Here is an 18,300-nt window from a genome sequence, read left to right as displayed (position 1 = left end):
TACTGCCATTTATCCGCAACTACAGTAGACCATAACTTTGCTCTAAATCACATAAAACCTTTTCAAATAAGCGACTTTTACTGAAATTACATGTGGTCAATAAAAAATGATAATTTATCGATTTTACTGAAATAACCCAAGCATGTTCATACGCATGATGTTTTCTTGGATTTCTGAATCGTGCAAGTTACAGGTTGAGCACTTCTCTTTGCCTTCAATTTTGTATTTCAGACAGCACGTTTCTCGTCTCACGTAGAGCTTTTGAAAGCCATTAAAGGTCACCTTTTTTACCGTGTTTAACTCACCGCCTTTTGGTGTTACCGCGTTAAATAGGTTTTGCTGCCACTTTGATGCCGCTTGCACGTCTAGATCTAACCTGTCATTGGCTAATGGTTGATGCGCAAGTTTAGAAAACGCCAAATCACACGCGTACAAGGCATTCCCCCAAAACACTTTCGGGCTAACTTTCTGCTTTTTGTACAGCGGCACCAATGGCTCAGAGAGCGTCGTAATGACTTGCGCAAGTTTCTCATCTAAAGCCAGTTCTGACTCCACTTGCATCGCGTTTTCGTTACCAGCCTCAAGAGCAAAGAAAGGCGTTGCACTCAACACTTCAATGCTTGCGATACGATGGTCTTCACCAATGGTCAGATACAGATCATCGAGTGTTAACTGCAACACGCGATCAAACACCAAACGGTGACCGACCAGCGACGTAAGCAAAATCGCGTTGAACACTTTCTGCCAGATAGGCACGGCAAAAGGCAGCTTTGCCTCAATAGAGTTTGCGTAATCTTGCACAACAGCAGGAAACTCACGCTCAAACCATTCACTGGCTTTAATGCCTTTCGGCTGTTCAACAAAACGTAAGCGGAAGAAAGGTTCGTGTCGATTCAAGATAGCTTGCTGCTCGGTGATGCTCAGCGCTTTAACATTCTCAGGCAAAGCCACCAAAGTACGAAACTGATTAAACAGGTTTTCCATTAACGCACTTCCTCACGAACATAAGCTTTTGGTAAACAGTAAACGTAGCCATCAATGACTTCCATTTTTCCTTCCACTTTAAACACCGATTCAAGGGTCGATTGAGTAAGCACGTCCAAAGGCGCCCCCTGTTTTAAGATCTGACCTTTTTTCATTAGTACCAGTTCATCGCAGAACTGCGCAGCTTGGCTGAGTTCATGGAGAACATAAACGATGGTTAAGTTGCGTTCCTTGTTCAACTTATCGAGCACTTCAAGTAACTCGAGTTGGTGACCTAAATCGAGATAACTGGTTGGTTCATCCAGCAATAACCACTGAGCTTCTTGCGCCAAACACATCGCCAGCCAAACGCGCTGACGCTCACCGCCCGACAACGTACTCACTACACGCTTTTCGTAACCAGCCAACCCGACAGAAGCAAGCGACTCAGTAATCACTTCTTGGTCACGCTCACTGTTGCCCTGATACCACTTGCGATGAGCAACACGACCAAGCGCAACAAGCTGCTCAACCAATACACCTTCTGGTGCCGTAGGATGTTGAGGCAGAATCGCAATGTGCTTAGCGAGATCTTTAAGCTTCCATTGGTTAAGCGCTTTACCTTTAAAGGTCACGTCGCCTTTTTTCGCTTTTATCGCACCGGTTAAGGTCTTCATCAACGTACTTTTACCGCACCCGTTTGGGCCAATGAACGCCGTTACCTTACCTTCTTGAAGACGGATGTTCACCTCGTTCAAGATCATCGTATCGTTGTAGCCTGAAGTGAGCGATTGCCCTTCAAGCCCTTTTGAAGATAGGGTCATTAAGAGTGTTTCCTTAACAAGAAGAGGAAAAATGGCACACCAAGCAGTGCGGTAATCACGCCCGCTGGAATTTCGGTTGGGAACAGTAAGTGTTTGGCTAAAGCATCTGAAAGTGCGAGGAAACCAGCGCCGAAAATCAACGTCGTGAACATGGTTCGCAAAGGATCATTTGCACTGAGCAAACGTGCAATGTGCGGAATCACCAACCCCACAAATCCAATCGGGCCAACTGCTGAGACGGCAGGCGCAGTAATAAATACCGTACCTAACAGAATCCCCAAACGCAGCAGAGCACCGTTGATACCAATGCCACGCAAAATCGCGTCATCGTAGCGTACCCATTTCAATGGCAAATACACCAAAATAATGAACGCTAAACAGGCCAAGAACCAAGGCAAAAGATAACTCACTTGTTCCCAACCTCGGCCGTACATACCACCCGCCATCCATTGCAATGCGATATCGGTTTTACCCTGACCAATAGTGAAGATTAGCGCCGAACTCAACGCGCCAAGAATCGCCGTGATCGCTACACCTGTGAGTAGAGTGAGACTGGTATTTCCGATTCGGCTAACGATCAAAACAGGAATCGCACTGAGCAAGCCACCCGCCATTGAAAACAGCAGCAACGCGCTTTCTGTGGTGATATTCCAATTAAACCAAGCAGGTAACAAAATCGCACAAACAGCACCAAGAGAAGCACCAGCGTTCACCCCTAAAATACCGCTGTCTGCCAACGGGTTTTTGAGGGTGGTTTGCAGCAACAAGCCTGATACTGCCAGCATCATACCCGCCATAATCGCCAGCAAAAATCTTGGTAACGTTAGCGACCAAAATGGGTGGTAAGTACCGCGAGTAATAAACAGCTCGCCTGCTTGTCTAAGCTCTGGGTTAGAAGCGATAAACAGTGCAGGAGCGAACACCAGCAAAGCCAAGCAAGGAAATAAGAAACGCGTTTTCATTAATTCCCTCTCAGCTTACGAACAATCAACATAAGAAACCAAGGCGCACCTAAAGTCGCGGTAATGACGCCAATAGGAATTTCCAACGGCATAAGCAGGGTTCGAGAAAGGAGGTCCGCTGCGGTGACAAGTGCCGCACCAATCACAGCTGCACCGCCAAGCCCCAACCCCATCATGCGTGCGAGATGAGGGGCAACAAGGCCAACAAAACCAACAGGACCAAATGCACCAACCGCAACCGCAGTAAGCACGACAGAGACAAAACCAAACGCCAATCTATAACGGTTAATCGCGATACCTAGACCACGAGCAACGGTGTCATCCAGCAGTAAGTAACCACGCTGTCGATGTGTCACCGCAAGCAAGATAAACGCAGGAATGACGGTATAAACAAGCGGCGTAAACACCGACCAATTCGCGCCTGCGTTACTGCCCGTTAACCAGAAAAACAGTGACTCACTGTCTACGCGATCCGACAACAGAATGTAGGTCACCGCTGCTTGGCAAAACGCACTCACAGAAATACCAGCTAAAGCCAAACGCGCTGGTGTGACGCCCTGTTTCCAACTGATGGATAAGGTAATGGCACCGCCAAGCAAACCACCTACAATCCCCCAAAACAAAGTTGGCAATGGCAGCAAAAACATGGTCGCCGTCAACACGCTAAGCGCTGCGCCAGACATCACACCGGTCAGGTTTGGAGACGCTAACGGGTTGCGAACGATGTCTTGCATGAGCGAGCCGGATACCGCCAACGCCGCCCCACCAAAGAGTGCGATTAAGGTGCGAGGTAAACGTAGTTCCCAAAACACTAAAGATGCTTGGCTGCTTGAATTAGAAATCAAAAACGCCATGATCTGCTGGGCATCAAAATGGTAAATGCCACTCGACAAAGACACATAAACCACAGCTAGTAACAAAGCCGTCGCCAAACTGCGAACCATCACCGCACTTGGTTTGGTTATCCTAAGAACATGAGCCATTGATCACCTCATAAACTCGTTCAACAGAAGGCGCAGGGAAAAGATCAGGATACACTTTGTGGGCGATATCCATCGCAACCCAAATTCGTGAAAGCGGCCCTTCTGGCTCTCGCCATGTCATATCAACCAAGTAAACTCGATTGTTCTTCACCGCTTTTAGGCTTTGCCAAATTTTCGATTCGGTAAATTGTGGCTCGGCGTTCTGGTACATGAAAATCACATCGGGATCGAGTTTCACCAACCACTCAAGACCCACTTGCCCAGAAAAAGGCGTTTTCGTCGCGTACGGCGAGTCACCATTCGCACTTCGGATATTCAATTTTTCCATAAGAGCGACGGACATAAAGTGTGAGTAGTATGCTCGCGGAGTGACGCCTGCACTTGTAAGAAATAAACCAGAAAACTGTCTATTACCGAGCTTTGATTGCATTTCATCAAGAAAAGTCTGAAAACACATATTTAGTGATTTCCCTTGCTCTTCTCGCCCCATTGCCATGCTTGCACGCTCTACCGCAGAAAAACTGTCTTCTAAAGTAATCAAATCAAAACCGAGAGGCGGTGCGATTTCGACGAAGCGCTGATAGTAAGGCTCTAACATTCGCCCCAAACCAACAACCAAATCTGGCTTCGCATCGTACAAAGCTTCAAAGCTGGTTCTTGAACGATTACCAAGACTTGGCACGTCATTTAAAGCAGAAAGATAAGGAGGAAATCCACCAGGATAATCGGATACACCAACAGGCTTCTCACCCATTGCTATTACTAGCTCTGCACCAAAAGTAGACACGCTTGCAACACGCGGGAAATGGGTCACATTCGACGTCGAAATAGTATGGTCTAGATCATCGACAACGGATGCGTTTAATCCACTTGCATAAGCAAGCTGAATAGACAGCATTTGGCTAATTATTGAAATGATAACGACTGCTGTAAAATTGCCCATTAAATTACAAATGATAATTATTGATATTTACATTACTTCTTTGCGTGCTAGACTACCACGTAATTACAAAGTGCTCAATAATCGCTAGCTAAATCAATTTATTAACAAGTTTATAAAAGACAACTTTTAGTTGCAGGAAGTTATGAAACTCAAACTATCTAAGCTAAATATTGCAGTGGTAAGTGCAATTACTCTTTCACCTTTCGGCGTTTCAGCGGAAAGTAACGACCAAGTCCAAGCAATGGAAACAATGGTTGTTACCGCAAGCCGTTCTCAACAGCTGCTTAACGACGTTCCTCGCTCTGTGACCGTTATCGACCAAGCACAACTTCAATCTCAATTGAACCAAAGCCGCAGCATCAACGATGTGCTTTCAACCTTGGTTCCAGGTATGGGGACTTCTGTTCACGGTAACCTGAGCAGCAAAGGTCAAAACCAAATCCGTGGTCGTCGCGTTCTGCTATTGATTGACGGTGTTGCACAAAACAACAGCTTCCTAGATTTTGGCCAAGAGTTGTCGGCGATTGATCCGCAAAACGTTGAGCGTATCGAAGTTATCCGCGGTGGTTCTGCGGTATACGGCCTTGGCGCACAGGGCGGTATCATCAACGTGATCACCAAAATGCCAGAAGAAGGCGCAGTAGAATATCGCACTAAAGTTGGCACAAGCTTCCAAGAGTTTGGTAGCGATGCGTTCACTTGGAACGTTTACCAAGAAGCGACTGGCGGTGATAAGAAAGATCAATGGCGTTTAGGTCTGGGTTACGAGCAACGTGGCGGCAGCTACGATGCTAACGGTGACCGCCTACCTTCGGTAAACAACGAAGATGACATGGACAACCTAAACGTAAACGGCGTTTGGAACCGTAACATCGACGAAGATCGCTCACTGACTTTGACTGTTGGCGTTCGTAACATTACTGACAACGACGGTTGGTGTGCAGCGAATGGCGATGCAGCTAACGGCAAACCTGCAGAAGCGGTTCACTGTGGCCCTGGTTACAACAACGGCGTTGCAGGCAAAGATGGCGCGAAACCAAACGATGTGACACGTACGTTCGCTAACTACCAAGCACGTTACCAAGATCTGGGCTTTAGCTTAGGTATGCTAGATGTAACGGGTTACTGGATGACTCAGGACACTGAGACGTTCACGCTTGCGATGAAAGACAAGAACCCAAATTCTCCAACCTTTGGTCAAACGCTATACGGCCACAACGAGACAGATTTTGATCGTTTCGGCGTGAAAGCCAACATCTCTAGCCAAATTGATTGGGCATTCGTGACTTGGGGTATGGACGTTGAACAACAGTCGTTCAAACAGCCAAACAGCGTCGGTTTCTACAACAACACACCGGATGTAGAGCAATTTGCTATCGCACCATTCGCACAGTTCATTACTGATGTAAGCGATAACACGGTTCTTTCTTACGGTATCCGTTACGAGTACGTTCGCCTAAGCGTGGATGATTTCACGGTAGGTAACACGCACAACAATGCAGGTGATCAAGTTCAAGGCGGTGATCCGTACTTTGACAAGTTCCTATTCAACATTGGTGTGACACACGATCTGACCGACAACCACCAGCTGTTTGCATCTTTCGCGCAAGGTATGTCAACGAACGAAGCACTACGTGACATTCGTTCTGGCAACAGCTCAACAGTTGAAGGGGCTATCAAGCCAATTACTACTGACAACTACGAAGTGGGTGTGCGCGGTTTCCTTGGTGAAGCGGACTACTCTCTTGCAGCGTTCTACAGCGAATCTGACCTAGGTTCGACACTGAACGTAAACGAAGCCGGCGATGCGCTAGAAAGTACTCGTGCACCAGAGAAAGTTTGGGGTGCGGAAGCAACGCTTGGTTACAGCATTCTTGCTAACCTTCGTACAGACAGCACAATCTCTTGGCAAGAAGGTGAGCGTAAACTTAACGAAGACAGCGGCTGGGAACCACTAGACGGCACGCGTATCGCACCATTGAAAGTAACGTCTGTTATTAGTTACGACGCTTACGAATTCGGTCGCTACAACATGACGCTGGTTTACTCAGGCAACCGTGATAAAGAAGATGAAATCACTTCTGGCGCGAAATACGCAGTAGACAGCTACTTCGTTGCAAACGCTGGTGTGGACTACGATCTTCCGTTCGGTACGTTAAGCTTCGCTGTTGAAAACCTATTCAACGAAGACTACATGACGGCGTACGCGCAATCAGAGCGTAACAACTCACGTTACTACAACGCACCGGGTCGTCGCTTCCACTTGAACTACGAAGTGAAATACTAAACTTAAAACACAGAAAATGCGCTTAATCAGATTAAGCGCATGTCTTTCACTTCTACTGTTATATTCGTGATTTATTACCTTGAAATTCAAATTAGTGCCGGGTACTAGCTTTGTTTCCTAAATCAGGCAACTAAATCTTCAACCCATGAGCTGAGCAGCTAGGTTCACTCATATACTTAGGCTAACAGCCAGCCTCGCTACAGAACAACCAATTGGAAACACAACAACCAAGCTTTAATCACCCGCTGTTAACGGACATTTTTAATTAAGAGACTGTTCAGCTATGGAAGCAAATCAAGCAAGGGAACCAACCTGGAAGACCTCGCCTATTTAATGACTTAGCGATTACGATGGCTCCTATGGTTAAGCATGTATTTTCATTGCCGCTTAGTTAAGTTTGAGAAATTACAATGCTCAAGTTGGAAAAACCTACGCCATGATAGAAGTGTTAAACAAACTCACTTAGCTAGGTATTTCATCCTAAAGCAGATATAAAATAGCCTCTTCAAAAATGTCATAAACTTAAAAAGCAATAGACTTATGAAGAGGCAATATCAAATTATGGTTGCACCAAATATCAATATATGGTTGCTTTTACACTTGTTACATTCAGTCGATTTACTCTTTACCGAACACGTTGTTCTCTTGTTCTTGAACGCGGATGAATGTAGTACGCTTGGTTAGCTCTTTAAGCTTTGCTGCACCCACGTATGTACAAGTTGAGCGAACGCCGCCAAGGATGTCTTGAATAGTGCCGTGAACACTACCACGGTATGGCAATAATACGGTTTTACCTTCGGCCGCACGGTAGCCAGCGACACCACCTGAGTGCTTGTCCATCGCGCTCTTCGACGACATGCCATAGAATTTCATGAACTTCTCGCCGTCTTTCTCGATCACTTCGCCGCCTGACTCTTCGTGACCCGCTAGCATCCCACCTAGCATTACGAAATCCGCGCCACCACCGAATGCTTTCGCTACGTCACCCGCACAAGAACAGCCACCGTCACCGACGATCATGCCACCAAGGCCGTGCGCTGCATCACCACACTCGATGATTGCAGAAAGCTGCGGGTAACCAACACCCGTTTTTACACGAGTTGTACATACAGAGCCTGGGCCGATACCCACTTTAACGATGTCTGCACCAGCTAGGATTAGCTCTTCACACATATCACCAGTAACCACGTTGCCTGCAGAAATGACCTTGTCTGGGAACTCAGCTCGCACGCGTTCAACATACTCGACCAAATGCTCTGAGTAACCATTAGCAATGTCGATACAAATGAAAATAAATTCATCTGAAAGCGCCATGATGTCTTTGGTTTTTTGGAAGTCTGCGTCAGATGTTCCCGTAGACACCATAACGTTATTCATGGTTACTTTATCTGCTGATTTAGCAAACTCAGCCCAATCTTCTACCGTGTAATGTTTGTGAACAGCGGTCATTACACCATGCTCAGCTAGGGCTTTAGCCATTGCAAAGCTACCAACCGAATCCATGTTTGCTGCGATTACTGGCACACCAGACCATTGACGACCACTATGCTTGAATGTAAAATCGCGGGTTAAATTTACTTGAGAACGGCTCTTAAGGGTAGAACGTTTCGGGCGAAACAGTACATCTTTAAAACCTAACTTAAGTTCTTGTTCGATACGCATTGTGTAATTCCTTGATTCATATGTATATGTGTCATTTCAGAGTGCGTAGTGATTTCGTTGGCAGACGAGTTCACTGTTCTTCGGACACAAAAAAACCGGAGCGTTGGCAGACGCTCCGGTTTTCAGCATTATAGGCTGTGATTTATTTCCTACAAGTCTGATATTTGAATTTTTTTTGTGATACCATCTTGAAAATCGCATATCAAAAACGCTCCCCAAGTCACCAAAACCTCTTATTATTTATAACTATCAACAACTTGAGAAAGCACCTAAGTTAACCCATTGCGCAAACCTTTGCGTCATATCTTAAAAATTAAAACGCATCACCTCTCAAACCTGCCTAAAACTCAATCACCTAATACTAAGATGCCCTGCTAATTCGTAAAAAAGTACTCAAAAAATCGACCAATTTTCTCAGCAATGCATGCAATCTAATTAATTTCGATAGAGCTCTTGGGTGATAGCGGTACGAAGAGTGCTAACGACATCACTTGCCAAAAGACCAATTTGACCATTATGACTCACGTTTATATCAGCAGCATGACTGTGAAGTACCACACCTAAACGTGCGGCAACAGAAATTGGTAAACCTTTGGCTAGTAATGCACCAATGACTCCAGATAACACATCTCCCATTCCCCCCGTCGCCATTCCGGCGTTACCCGCTAGACAGACGTACATTCTCGTTCCATCGTAAATAAGCGTCCCCGCGCCTTTTAAAACCACTACACCGCCATAACGCTCTTGCAGTTGTCTTGCCGCAGAGTATCGGTCACTTTCTATTTGTTGAATGGTTACATTTAGTAGTCGAGCTGCCTCTCCAGGATGCGGCGTGATCACTCGATGGTTGTCGCAAACCAGAGTGCCATCGCACCGCTGGCTCAGCATCGCTAGAATATTGAGGCCATCAGCATCAACAACTTTAGGTTTCTGCTCTTGAGCCAGATATTGATAGGCTTGATAAGCCCACTCATCATCTCCAAAGCCAGGACCAAACACTAATACGTCAGCCCAGCGAATGCGTTTAGTTAAGTCGTTCTCAGTATCCCTGAGTAAGTCAGCGGTGATGCTCTGGCTCATTACTTCTGGGCAACCAACCTGCAGTGGAATAAGGCTACTCGTGTGAGTAATTGCGGCAGTTAAACCCGCTCCGGCTCTAATCGCAGCGGAGGAACATAAACGAATCGCTCCAGACATCCCTTGATTGCCACCAACACAAAGCAACTTCCCGTTGTCACCTTTATGGACCGTTGGATTTGGCTTGGGCATTAATCTTGAAACAACCTGATGATCAATACCTAATGCACTTTCTACTTCGATAGTATCAAACTTAGTATTGACGCCTAAACCACAAAAGTAGAGCTCGCCAACTCGATCTCTCGCTTGTCCAGTGCATAAGCCTTGTTTAACCCCAATGAAGGTTACAGTATGCTCGGCACGAATAGCATCACCTAAAACTGCACCTGTATTAGCACACAGACCAGAAGGAACGTCGACTGCAATCACAGGGGTATGAATTTGATTAATTTGGTCAATATAGCGACGATACTCCGAACGAACCTCACCGCTTAAACCAGTACCTAACATGGCATCAATGATCACATCTGCTTCTAGCAATGCGGTATTCCATTCATCCCAATCATTGTTAACACCGTCGATTGACTGCCAATCTTGGTATGCGCGCAAAGCATCACCTTTTAGCGCAGATACATCACCAATTTGGAAAACATGTACATTGAGTTGAGCTTGTTTCGCAAGAGATGCAAATACGTAACCATCGCCACCGTTATTCCCTTTACCGCAAATCACTAGGATATTTTTTGATTTAGGATACAAATGTAAAAAGCGCTCATACACGGCCATACCAGCGCGTTGCATTAAGCTATACATAGAAACACCAGCCATTTGCGCAGCCAGCGTTTCACCGTTTTTTACTTGCTCTGCGGTGTAGAGTTTTAGGGCGAGATTAAAGTCCATATTCACGTTCTACGCATTGGGAAACACAATTATAAGTATACAAAAAAGCCAAGGCGGACCTTGGCTTTTGAGAAAGTTTTTTATCGCTATTGATTCTGAGACATCAGAGCTTCAGCCGTCGCGTCTTGTATAGACAAAAACAACGAGTTGATTTTTCCAGTCGGTGTGCGCATTGGGTTCAACGTAACATTCTGGTACATAAACTCCGCTTGCTGCGTAACTGGTCGAACATTACGACAGCAGAATAAGTAAGGTCGTTGTCGCCATGTGATGAAGCTGCGACAGCCTAGGTCATACACTGGTTTTGTTTTTAATTTAAACCACTCCTGTGGGATTTCAGGGAAGATATCAAATATAGAACGACCTATCGCATCATGAGACTGCAAACCACTGTGATGAGTCATAAACCCATTCCAGACCTGTACATTGTAATCTCGATCAATGACCACTAAGCCCATGTCGACGTTTTGTACCATATCCACCATCCAATGGAATTGTTCAAACTCTGCTGGCATATTCAACATTAGAACTCCTCCATTAGATAAGACAGTTTGTTATCAAGCAACGGCAAGGATTCATCCACAAACATAAACAACAAGTCACAACGAATCGACGTCCCTTCAATGTTGTAGCTCACTTCGAATGTCATCGTGCGGCTGAATGCTCCAGTTGTAGATTCAATGATCGAGTCAATTGAGATATGCTGACCAAGGAGTACTGGTGGACTTTGGAAGAATCGGACTTCAGACTGCTCGCCTAAACCATTTAAGAACGACCCCACCAAAATATTAGAAATATCCATTAGCAGCTCAAGCTCTTCTAGCTCTTCGCTGTCTGCTGGTACTTTCATCAACTTTTTGAGATCAGATACGCTTGAATCACTCAAAATCACTAGCGCTTCGCCAGCAATACCTTCGCCACAAAATCCCTGACAAACGCCCGATACGTTGTCATGCGACGCCAAGTCGCGTAGCGCCATGTGAAGTTCGCTCACTTCAAAGATATTGACGTTCGGCAGAGGTAGTTGCACAAACACGTCAAAGTGACGCGCCAACGCATCGGCTGCTCGACCAATTGAAACGTTAGCCACTTCCATGTAAATATCGCGACGACGTAAAATCGGTAACTCAATAGAGACAGGCGTGATAATTTGAGGACGAGGTTCTGGCTCGACCAACTCTTTAAGCGCCTTCTTGAGTTCATCTTTGGCGATCGGTTTTTGAATAAACGCTTTTGCACCCAGTGCGAACACGCGCTCTTTCGCTTTAGGTTGGATATCCCCCGACACAACAACCACCGGAGTTTTATCCCCCAACCGTTGCATGTGCTCTAGTGTTTCAAAGCCATCCATTTCTGGCATGGTCAAATCAAGAAACATCAATTTAAACTCGTTTTTTTCGAGTTCTTCTAGCGCGTTTTTTCCGTGGATAGCAAACGTAATATCGGCATTCAATGTGGCTGGTAGTGATCTCGCCATCTGTTTGCGTGCTAACGCTGAATCATCACAGATGAGTACGGGAAAAGACATTCAATCACCTTTTTATATTCCACAATCTGCGCCGGAGTCTAACAGATTGTTACAGCATGTAATACGAGAAAACTGACGAGTTTTTTATTTCTTTATTATTCAATAAGCATACGCAATATGAATGAATGAGTGAACAAAATGACTAAAAAGCAAGCATCACATTCGCTGTTTAGTGACATAAAACAAACATGGGTAAAACTCCTCCACCCAAAGTAAGCAAAAAGTTGCAGCTAACATCCAAAGCCCATTTTTGCTCGAATTTCATTCTTTCCATTTCCATAATGGGTAAACAGTAACGCGCTAAAACTAAAAAGGCACCCTGCTAGAGGATGCCTTTAATAACAATTTCATCGATAAGATATCAATTCTATGGCACACCATGACCTTTAGAAGCCACCCATACGCGATACCATTGCTCTCGAGTAAGTTCGATGTTCAATGCATTAACTGCAGTTTGCACACGCTCGATTTTACCAGAGCCAATGATTGGAATAGGGTTAGATGGCAAACGACGTACCCAGGCATAAATTACTTGGTCAATACTCGCTGCGCCCACTTCTTCACGAATTGCTTCTAATTCGTTACGGACACGAACAGCTTGCTCACTGTCACCACTAAAAATTGAACCACCACCGAGGCAAGACCAAGCCATTGGTCGCGTGCGCAACATTTGCATTTGATCAAGCGTTCCATCGTGTGCAACCTCAAAGTTAAGTGGGTTGATTTCCACTTGGTTAGTAACCAACGGCTTACCTAAGCGAGATTGCAGCAGTTCAAACTGGCGTGGAGTGAAGTTAGACACGCCAAAGTGCTTCACTTTGCCGACTTTATGAAGCTCAGAAAATGCTTCTGCAACCTCGTCTGCATCCATTAACACGTCAGGACGATGAATTAAAAGTACGTCGATTTCATCCACATTCAAACGTTCTAGCGAGTTATTCACCGATTGGTAGATATGTGCTGAGCTCGTGTCGTAGTGATTGATCTTACGCTCTGGCGTTTTATCGCCACACAAATTGATATCGCATTTCGTCACGATCTGAATTTGCTCACGAACACTCTTGTCTAAAGCTAACGCTTCACCAAACAACGCCTCACACTCGTAATTGCCGTAGATGTCGGCGTGATCGACCGTCGTAATGCCTAACTCAATGTGTTGCTTAAGAAATGACAAACGCTCTTGAGCCGTCATTCCCCACTCAACTGCACGCCAATATCCTTGAACCAGCTCTGAGAACTCTGGGCCTTTTGGTGCAGTTACTACTTTTGCAACCATGGGTTTTCTCCTTCAATTGATCTGCATTCATCGTAGTCTTGTTTTCGTACCGGCTCAACGGGTAAACTTTCGCAATTCGAACTGGAGTACGAAATATGTCTTTTGCCCAACGCCTAGCCACCCTGATCGGAGAAGAAAGCATCAGCGGGTTCGCTCGACGCGTCGATGTGTCTGAAGCTTTAATACGCAAATACCTTAAAGGCAGTGAACCTAGCCTAACCAAAGCAAATCAAATTGCAATGCGCGCCAATTGCTCTCTCGAATGGTTAGCAACGGGATGTGGTTATTTATATCGCCGTGCTGAAGTCGTGGATATGGATGCGTACAAACTTGCCTTTCAACACGTTATGAATCAGCCGTTGTCAGACGATGCAGAAGAGCTACACCGCAAGCTAATCGCAGGCTATCAATACCTGCGCGCTCACAAAAAATCGGATGGTTTTTTGGATGAGTCTGCAATGGCGACCTTCCTATCTCTCCATAAAGAATCTAAAAACGAGTCACTTTGACCTCGATAATTTCGCCATCACTGCGCAATTGCACATTTAAGGACGGTGATGGCGTCAGAAACTCGTCCGGTTTTACCCAAAGCAAACTTCGAATCGTTTCTTGTGGATAGCGGTTCATCAACAAAATAACTTCTTTATCGACAAGCTCGGAAGATTTCTTTTCCAGAGCTTCAACGACATCATAGTGTTCTTGTCCGATAGTAACTCTGCGTAAAACTAACCCATCCTTTCTTAAGTTGAGAAGTAAGTCATTCAGACGCTGCCACTCGTATTCAGTGAGAAACGAGAACTGAGCACTTTCTCTTCTCAAAACCACTTCACCATACAAGTGCTGCTGGTAGTACGAAAAATCATCCAAACAAAATGCGCTGATAAACGTTGAATTGTCTAGCAGCTGCACTTCGCAACTATACCAGCTCCCACTTTTTTCTATACGTTCTTTTAGATTGGAATATGGCATAGCTGACAACGTGTCTTGCCACCAGCTCGGCGTTGAAAGTACCGGAAACGTTACCGAACAAAAACATAAAGAAAGTAAGAGTCGAAGATAAAAGCGCATGCACTGCTCTAGTTGGTTGACATCGAACCAAGACATTACTAACTGCAAGAAAATGTTCAAGAGAAAAATAGTGGCAGGTGGCGATGAAAGTTATGGTGATGAAAGTTATAACGCAGAAATTAAGAAGGCGCACATGTGCGTGCGCCTCTACCTCGTTACTCAATCGTGAGTGTGCGAATCGGCGATGTCTATTGATGCATCCCGAACATAAAACGAGGACTTACCGTAGGGTTTGAATCCATCCAAATTGTGTGTAAAACCTCACATCCCTCCTTCTGAAGCAGTCATGTTGCTTTACATTTAAAGCATGGTTCATTTTTTTCAAAAAACAAGTTTTTTATCCTAAATTATGAGAGCAATAGCACAATCTGAGTGAATGAATAATATCGTGACACTTCGAACACTCAATAGTGAAAAGCTAAATTGCATCTTTATTGATTAGGTCTAGACTCTGCGAAGCGTATACTTTCTTTCGTACCTTCCCCCAGCAACAGGAGAGCTTGTTAATGACCAAACGCGAGAGAATTGTGAAATCTGTGTTAGCGCACGTACCGAAAGATGCGATTAACCAGTTTGTCTCTCGAGGGTCAACACCATTTTCTGTTCTCATTATGGCCGCCATTGTGGGTACGTTGGCTGGTTTTGTCGGTACGTATTTCGAGCTTGCCGTTCATTTCGTTTCTGAAACACGAACAGAATGGTTAAGAAGCGAAATTGGTAATGTTCTACCATTGTGGCTGGCAGCGGTTCTCATTAGCGCACTTTTAGCTTTTATTGGCTATTTTCTTGTGCACCGCTTTGCGCCAGAAGCGGCAGGCTCTGGTATTCCTGAAATCGAAGGGGCAATGGATAATATTCGTCCAGTGCGCTGGTGGCGAGTTCTACCAGTAAAATTCTTCGGCGGCATGGGCGCACTTGGCTCAGGTATGGTACTGGGTCGTGAAGGCCCAACCGTTCAAATGGGGGGCGCTGTTGGTCGAATGGTGACCGATATATTCCGCGTAAAGGATGACGATACCCGCCACTCCCTGCTCGCTTCTGGTGCTGCGGGCGGTTTGGCTGCGGCCTTTAATGCCCCACTCGCAGGCATTATGTTCGTTGTGGAGGAAATGCGACCTCAGTTTCGCTACTCTTTGATCTCAATTCGCGCAGTGATCATTTCTGCCATTATGGCGAACATAGTGTTTCGCGCCATCAACGGGCAAGACGCCGTTATCACTATGCCGCAATACCAGTCGCCAGAGCTTCAAACCCTATGGCTGTTTTTATTGCTTGGCGCATTGTTTGGCGTGTTTGGCGTGATCTTCAATAAACTGATTACCGTGGCACAAGACAGTTTTGTCGCAATTCACAAAAACGATCGTAAGCGCTACTTGATTGTGGGTTCGTTACTGGGAGGCGTGTTTGGTTTGCTTCTTTTGTACGTACCCCAACTAACTGGTGGTGGTATCGGCCTTATTCCTGACATTACTAACGGTAACTACTCGGTATCTATTTTAGTTTTGCTTTTCTTTGGTCGCGTAATTACAACCCTGCTCTGTTTTGGTTCTGGTGCGCCGGGAGGCATCTTTGCACCTATGCTTGCTCTGGGAACCTTATTTGGCTATGCGTTCGGAGCAAGTGCTGATGTCTTGCTCCCTGCGCTTGATATCGAGCCTGGTGTATTTGCGATTGCGGGCATGGGTGCCCTGTTTGCTGCAACGGTACGTGCACCGATTACTGGTATTCTGTTAGTGATTGAAATGACGAATAACTACTACTTAATCCTGCCATTGATCATTACTTGTTTGGGCGCTGTGATTATTGCTCAATTGTTGGGTGGACAACCTATTTACAGCCAGCTGCTGCATCGCACAATCAAAAACGAAAAGTTACGCCAACAGGATCTACCAGAGAATCAATCAACATAACATTCTCTTTGTTATCACTTCGCTCCAGACTATCGAAGGGTTTGGAGCGATAAACTCTGCATTTTTACATCTTTTCCCAAATATTCGATACCAAACTCACAAAATTATCATTCTCTGATATTTGCTCACCACCTTTCATGAGAAACCCCTCTCCATACTTGTTAGTATTCGCTACTTAAATAGAGCATTTCATCCAAATCGTCATGTTTTGTTTCATTCAGGCAAAAATCAAATGGAGTAGATTTGAACTGGAGAAGACTTGTGCAGTTTTATAGTGTCCCGCCGTCTCAAGCCGCGTTGGCACTAGGTATGATAGGTTTAGGGCAAGCTTGGGCACTCTATATTCCTGAGATTGGTGAACCGATACGCCCATTTTTGGCGTCACTCGGCGCACTTTTACTCGCCCCTGTACTCATAAAATATGCCGCGAATCCACGATTATTCATGGTCGACATTCGTCACCCGCTGAGTGGTAGTTTAATGGCACCAATGAGTATGGCGTTACTGATCCTTGCAGATTATCTTGCCGCTGTAGCACCTATCATCGCTTATCCACTTTGGTTTATGGCGCTTTTGCTGCATTTTACTATGATGGTGCTGTTTTTTAGCTTTCAGCTAATGAACTTCAAAATGTCCAATATCGTACCGAGTTGGTTTCTTTATCCGGTGGGGCTAATCAGTAGTTCACTAGCCGGTTCTCAACTAGGTCACAACTTATTCTCCGAAACATTAGCGATGATGTGCATCGGCATTTATTTCTTCATGCTGCCACTCGTGTTGTATCGTTTAGTGTTTTTCGGCTCTCTACCAAGGCGAGCAAGACCGACCCTCGCGATTATGGCCGCGCCGGTAAACTTGTCATTAGCAGCATACTTGGTGAACTTTCCCTTACCTGATCCGATACTAACAGGCGCATTGGCAGGGATCGCCATCACTATGACTTTATTGATCTACTTATGTTACTTCCGCTTACTTCGCTTGAAGTTTCAACCTTCTATCGCGGCAGTAACCTTTCCTTCCGTGATCAGCGCTATCGCAATGCATCGCTTAACCTCTTTTTTTGCCGAATCGCACCCTCACTGGCACTGGCTGCACGACTTTGGTTTTCTAGAGCTCAGTATCGCGACTGTATTGGTTGTTTGGGTATCGGCAGGTTACATCAAAATGTATTGGCCAGAAATCATGAAGTCATTTTCTAAACAAGCATAAAAAAGGATGGCGTTTGCCATCCTCTTAGAATAGTGCTTGGTTACCTAACGTAAACCGTGCAGAAACTCGGCACGCGTTGCTGGGTTGCTTTTGAAGATACCGCCCAATGCTGTTGTCGTGGTTTCGCTGGTTGCATCCATCACACCGCGAGATTTCACGCAGTAGTGTGTTGCGTCAATCGTCACTGCCACATCATCGGACTCAAGCAACGTTTGAAGTGCAACAAGAATTTGCTGAGTCATACGCTCTTGAACTTGTGGACGCTGGGCAAAGAAGCGAACGATACGGTTGATCTTTGACAGGCCAATGATCTTGCCACGTGGAATGTAAGCCACAGCAGCCTTGCCATCGATGGTCACAAGGTGGTGTTCACAAGTACTGGTAACTGTGATGTCCTTCACGCGAACCATCTCGCTCACGTTCATCTTGTTCTCAATCACCGTGATTTTAGGAAAGTTGGAGTAATCCAGACCAGAGAAGATTTCGTCAACGTACATCTTAGCAATGCGGTGAGGGGTTTCTTCTAGGCTATCGTCGGTAAGGTCAAGTTGAAGTAGACCTAAGATCTCACGCATGTGGTGTTCGATCTTCTCTTTCTTCTCTTCACGACTTACGTTGTTTGGACGCATTGGCGTTTCCAAACCGCGTTGCTCTAGCGCTTCTTTTACTAACTTCGCTGACTCGCTAAGACCTGACATTCCACTTCCT

The 18,300-nt window shown here is 45.5% G+C and carries 16 protein-coding genes; 4 read left to right on the top strand and 12 right to left on the bottom strand.

The annotated features are described in order from the left end of the window. Positions 1-123: 123 nt before the first annotated feature. Genes R7Z47_RS05855 through R7Z47_RS05835 form a run of 5 tightly spaced genes read right to left on the bottom strand, consistent with a single transcriptional unit; the run spans position 124 to position 4,675 of the window. A complete protein-coding gene (locus R7Z47_RS05855; protein WP_262606673.1) occupies positions 124-984 on the bottom strand; it encodes a (2Fe-2S)-binding protein in 861 nt (286 codons plus the stop codon). Continuing rightward, complete coding sequence (locus tag R7Z47_RS05850) at positions 984-1,787, bottom strand: ABC transporter ATP-binding protein (RefSeq protein WP_262606674.1); 804 nt, start codon at positions 1,785-1,787, stop codon at positions 984-986. Before R7Z47_RS05850 ends, R7Z47_RS05855 begins: the two co-directional genes overlap by 1 nt. After that, on the bottom strand, positions 1,787-2,749 hold the full coding sequence (locus R7Z47_RS05845; protein ID WP_158155851.1) for a FecCD family ABC transporter permease: 963 nt from the start codon (positions 2,747-2,749) through the stop codon (positions 1,787-1,789). The genes R7Z47_RS05850 and R7Z47_RS05845 overlap by 1 nt, the downstream gene beginning before the upstream one ends. Continuing rightward, positions 2,749-3,732 carry a FecCD family ABC transporter permease gene (locus R7Z47_RS05840; protein WP_262606675.1) on the bottom strand — a complete coding sequence of 328 codons (984 nt, stop codon included), beginning with the start codon at positions 3,730-3,732 and terminating at the stop codon, positions 2,749-2,751. Before R7Z47_RS05840 ends, R7Z47_RS05845 begins: the two co-directional genes overlap by 1 nt. Continuing rightward, positions 3,716-4,675: an ABC transporter substrate-binding protein gene (locus R7Z47_RS05835; RefSeq protein WP_262606676.1), complete on the bottom strand. Its 960-nt coding sequence runs from the start codon at positions 4,673-4,675 to the stop codon at positions 3,716-3,718. Before R7Z47_RS05835 ends, R7Z47_RS05840 begins: the two co-directional genes overlap by 17 nt. A gap of 142 nt (positions 4,676-4,817) precedes the next feature. On the opposite strand from R7Z47_RS05835, the gene R7Z47_RS05830 reads away from it, so the two are divergent. Continuing rightward, a complete protein-coding gene (locus R7Z47_RS05830; protein WP_213886146.1) occupies positions 4,818-6,962 on the top strand; it encodes a TonB-dependent receptor in 2,145 nt (714 codons plus the stop codon). A 618-nt stretch (positions 6,963-7,580) separates the two neighbouring features. Here the strand turns inward: R7Z47_RS05830 and R7Z47_RS05825 are convergent. The 5 genes from R7Z47_RS05825 to R7Z47_RS05805 all read right to left on the bottom strand — a co-directional run bounded on the left by R7Z47_RS05825 (position 7,581) and on the right by R7Z47_RS05805 (position 13,405). Next, complete coding sequence (locus R7Z47_RS05825) at positions 7,581-8,624, bottom strand: GMP reductase (RefSeq protein ID WP_005373458.1); 1,044 nt, start codon at positions 8,622-8,624, stop codon at positions 7,581-7,583. 435 nt (positions 8,625-9,059) lie between these two features. Further along, positions 9,060-10,601: an NAD(P)H-hydrate dehydratase gene (locus R7Z47_RS05820; protein ID WP_262606678.1), complete on the bottom strand. Its 1,542-nt coding sequence runs from the start codon at positions 10,599-10,601 to the stop codon at positions 9,060-9,062. An 86-nt stretch (positions 10,602-10,687) separates the two neighbouring features. Continuing rightward, positions 10,688-11,125, bottom strand: coding sequence for a PAS domain-containing protein (locus tag R7Z47_RS05815; RefSeq protein ID WP_005373463.1), 438 nt, complete (start codon positions 11,123-11,125; stop codon positions 10,688-10,690). After that, the gene (locus tag R7Z47_RS05810; RefSeq protein WP_005373466.1) at positions 11,125-12,129 is read right to left on the bottom strand and encodes a response regulator; all 1,005 of its coding nucleotides are present in this window, start codon (positions 12,127-12,129) and stop codon (positions 11,125-11,127) included. The genes R7Z47_RS05815 and R7Z47_RS05810 overlap by 1 nt, the downstream gene beginning before the upstream one ends. Positions 12,130-12,496: 367 nt before the next feature. Further along, positions 12,497-13,405, bottom strand: coding sequence for an aldo/keto reductase family oxidoreductase (locus R7Z47_RS05805; protein ID WP_005387688.1), 909 nt, complete (start codon positions 13,403-13,405; stop codon positions 12,497-12,499). Positions 13,406-13,500: 95 nt separating this feature from the next. Between R7Z47_RS05805 and R7Z47_RS05800 the strand changes: the two genes are divergently transcribed. Continuing rightward, complete coding sequence (locus R7Z47_RS05800) at positions 13,501-13,914, top strand: helix-turn-helix domain-containing protein (protein ID WP_005387686.1); 414 nt, start codon at positions 13,501-13,503, stop codon at positions 13,912-13,914. Here R7Z47_RS05800 and R7Z47_RS05795 read toward each other — a convergent pair. Further along, positions 13,895-14,509, bottom strand: a complete 615-nt coding sequence (locus R7Z47_RS05795; RefSeq protein ID WP_262606679.1) for a hypothetical protein — start codon at positions 14,507-14,509, stop codon at positions 13,895-13,897. The two genes, R7Z47_RS05800 and R7Z47_RS05795, sit on opposite strands and share 20 nt — an antisense overlap. Before the next feature lie 470 nt (positions 14,510-14,979). Between R7Z47_RS05795 and clcA the strand changes: the two genes are divergently transcribed. Further along, entirely contained in the window at positions 14,980-16,383 is a 1,404-nt protein-coding gene (gene clcA / locus R7Z47_RS05790; protein ID WP_005373473.1) for a H(+)/Cl(-) exchange transporter ClcA, read from the top strand. Positions 16,384-16,644: 261 nt separating this feature from the next. Next, positions 16,645-17,592 carry a TDT family transporter gene (locus tag R7Z47_RS05785; RefSeq protein ID WP_262606680.1) on the top strand — a complete coding sequence of 316 codons (948 nt, stop codon included), beginning with the start codon at positions 16,645-16,647 and terminating at the stop codon, positions 17,590-17,592. Between the two features lie 44 nt (positions 17,593-17,636). Here R7Z47_RS05785 and folE read toward each other — a convergent pair whose 3' ends face one another. After that, entirely contained in the window at positions 17,637-18,290 is a 654-nt protein-coding gene (gene folE, locus R7Z47_RS05780; protein WP_005373478.1) for a GTP cyclohydrolase I FolE, read from the bottom strand. Positions 18,291-18,300: the final 10 nt, after the last annotated feature.

The organism is Vibrio sp. 1641, assembly GCF_033339995.1.
In the GTDB taxonomy this organism is placed as follows: domain Bacteria; phylum Pseudomonadota; class Gammaproteobacteria; order Enterobacterales; family Vibrionaceae; genus Vibrio; species Vibrio alginolyticus.
Note: the sequence above shows the minus strand (reverse complement) of the source record. Positions and strands in the feature narration are given on the sequence as shown.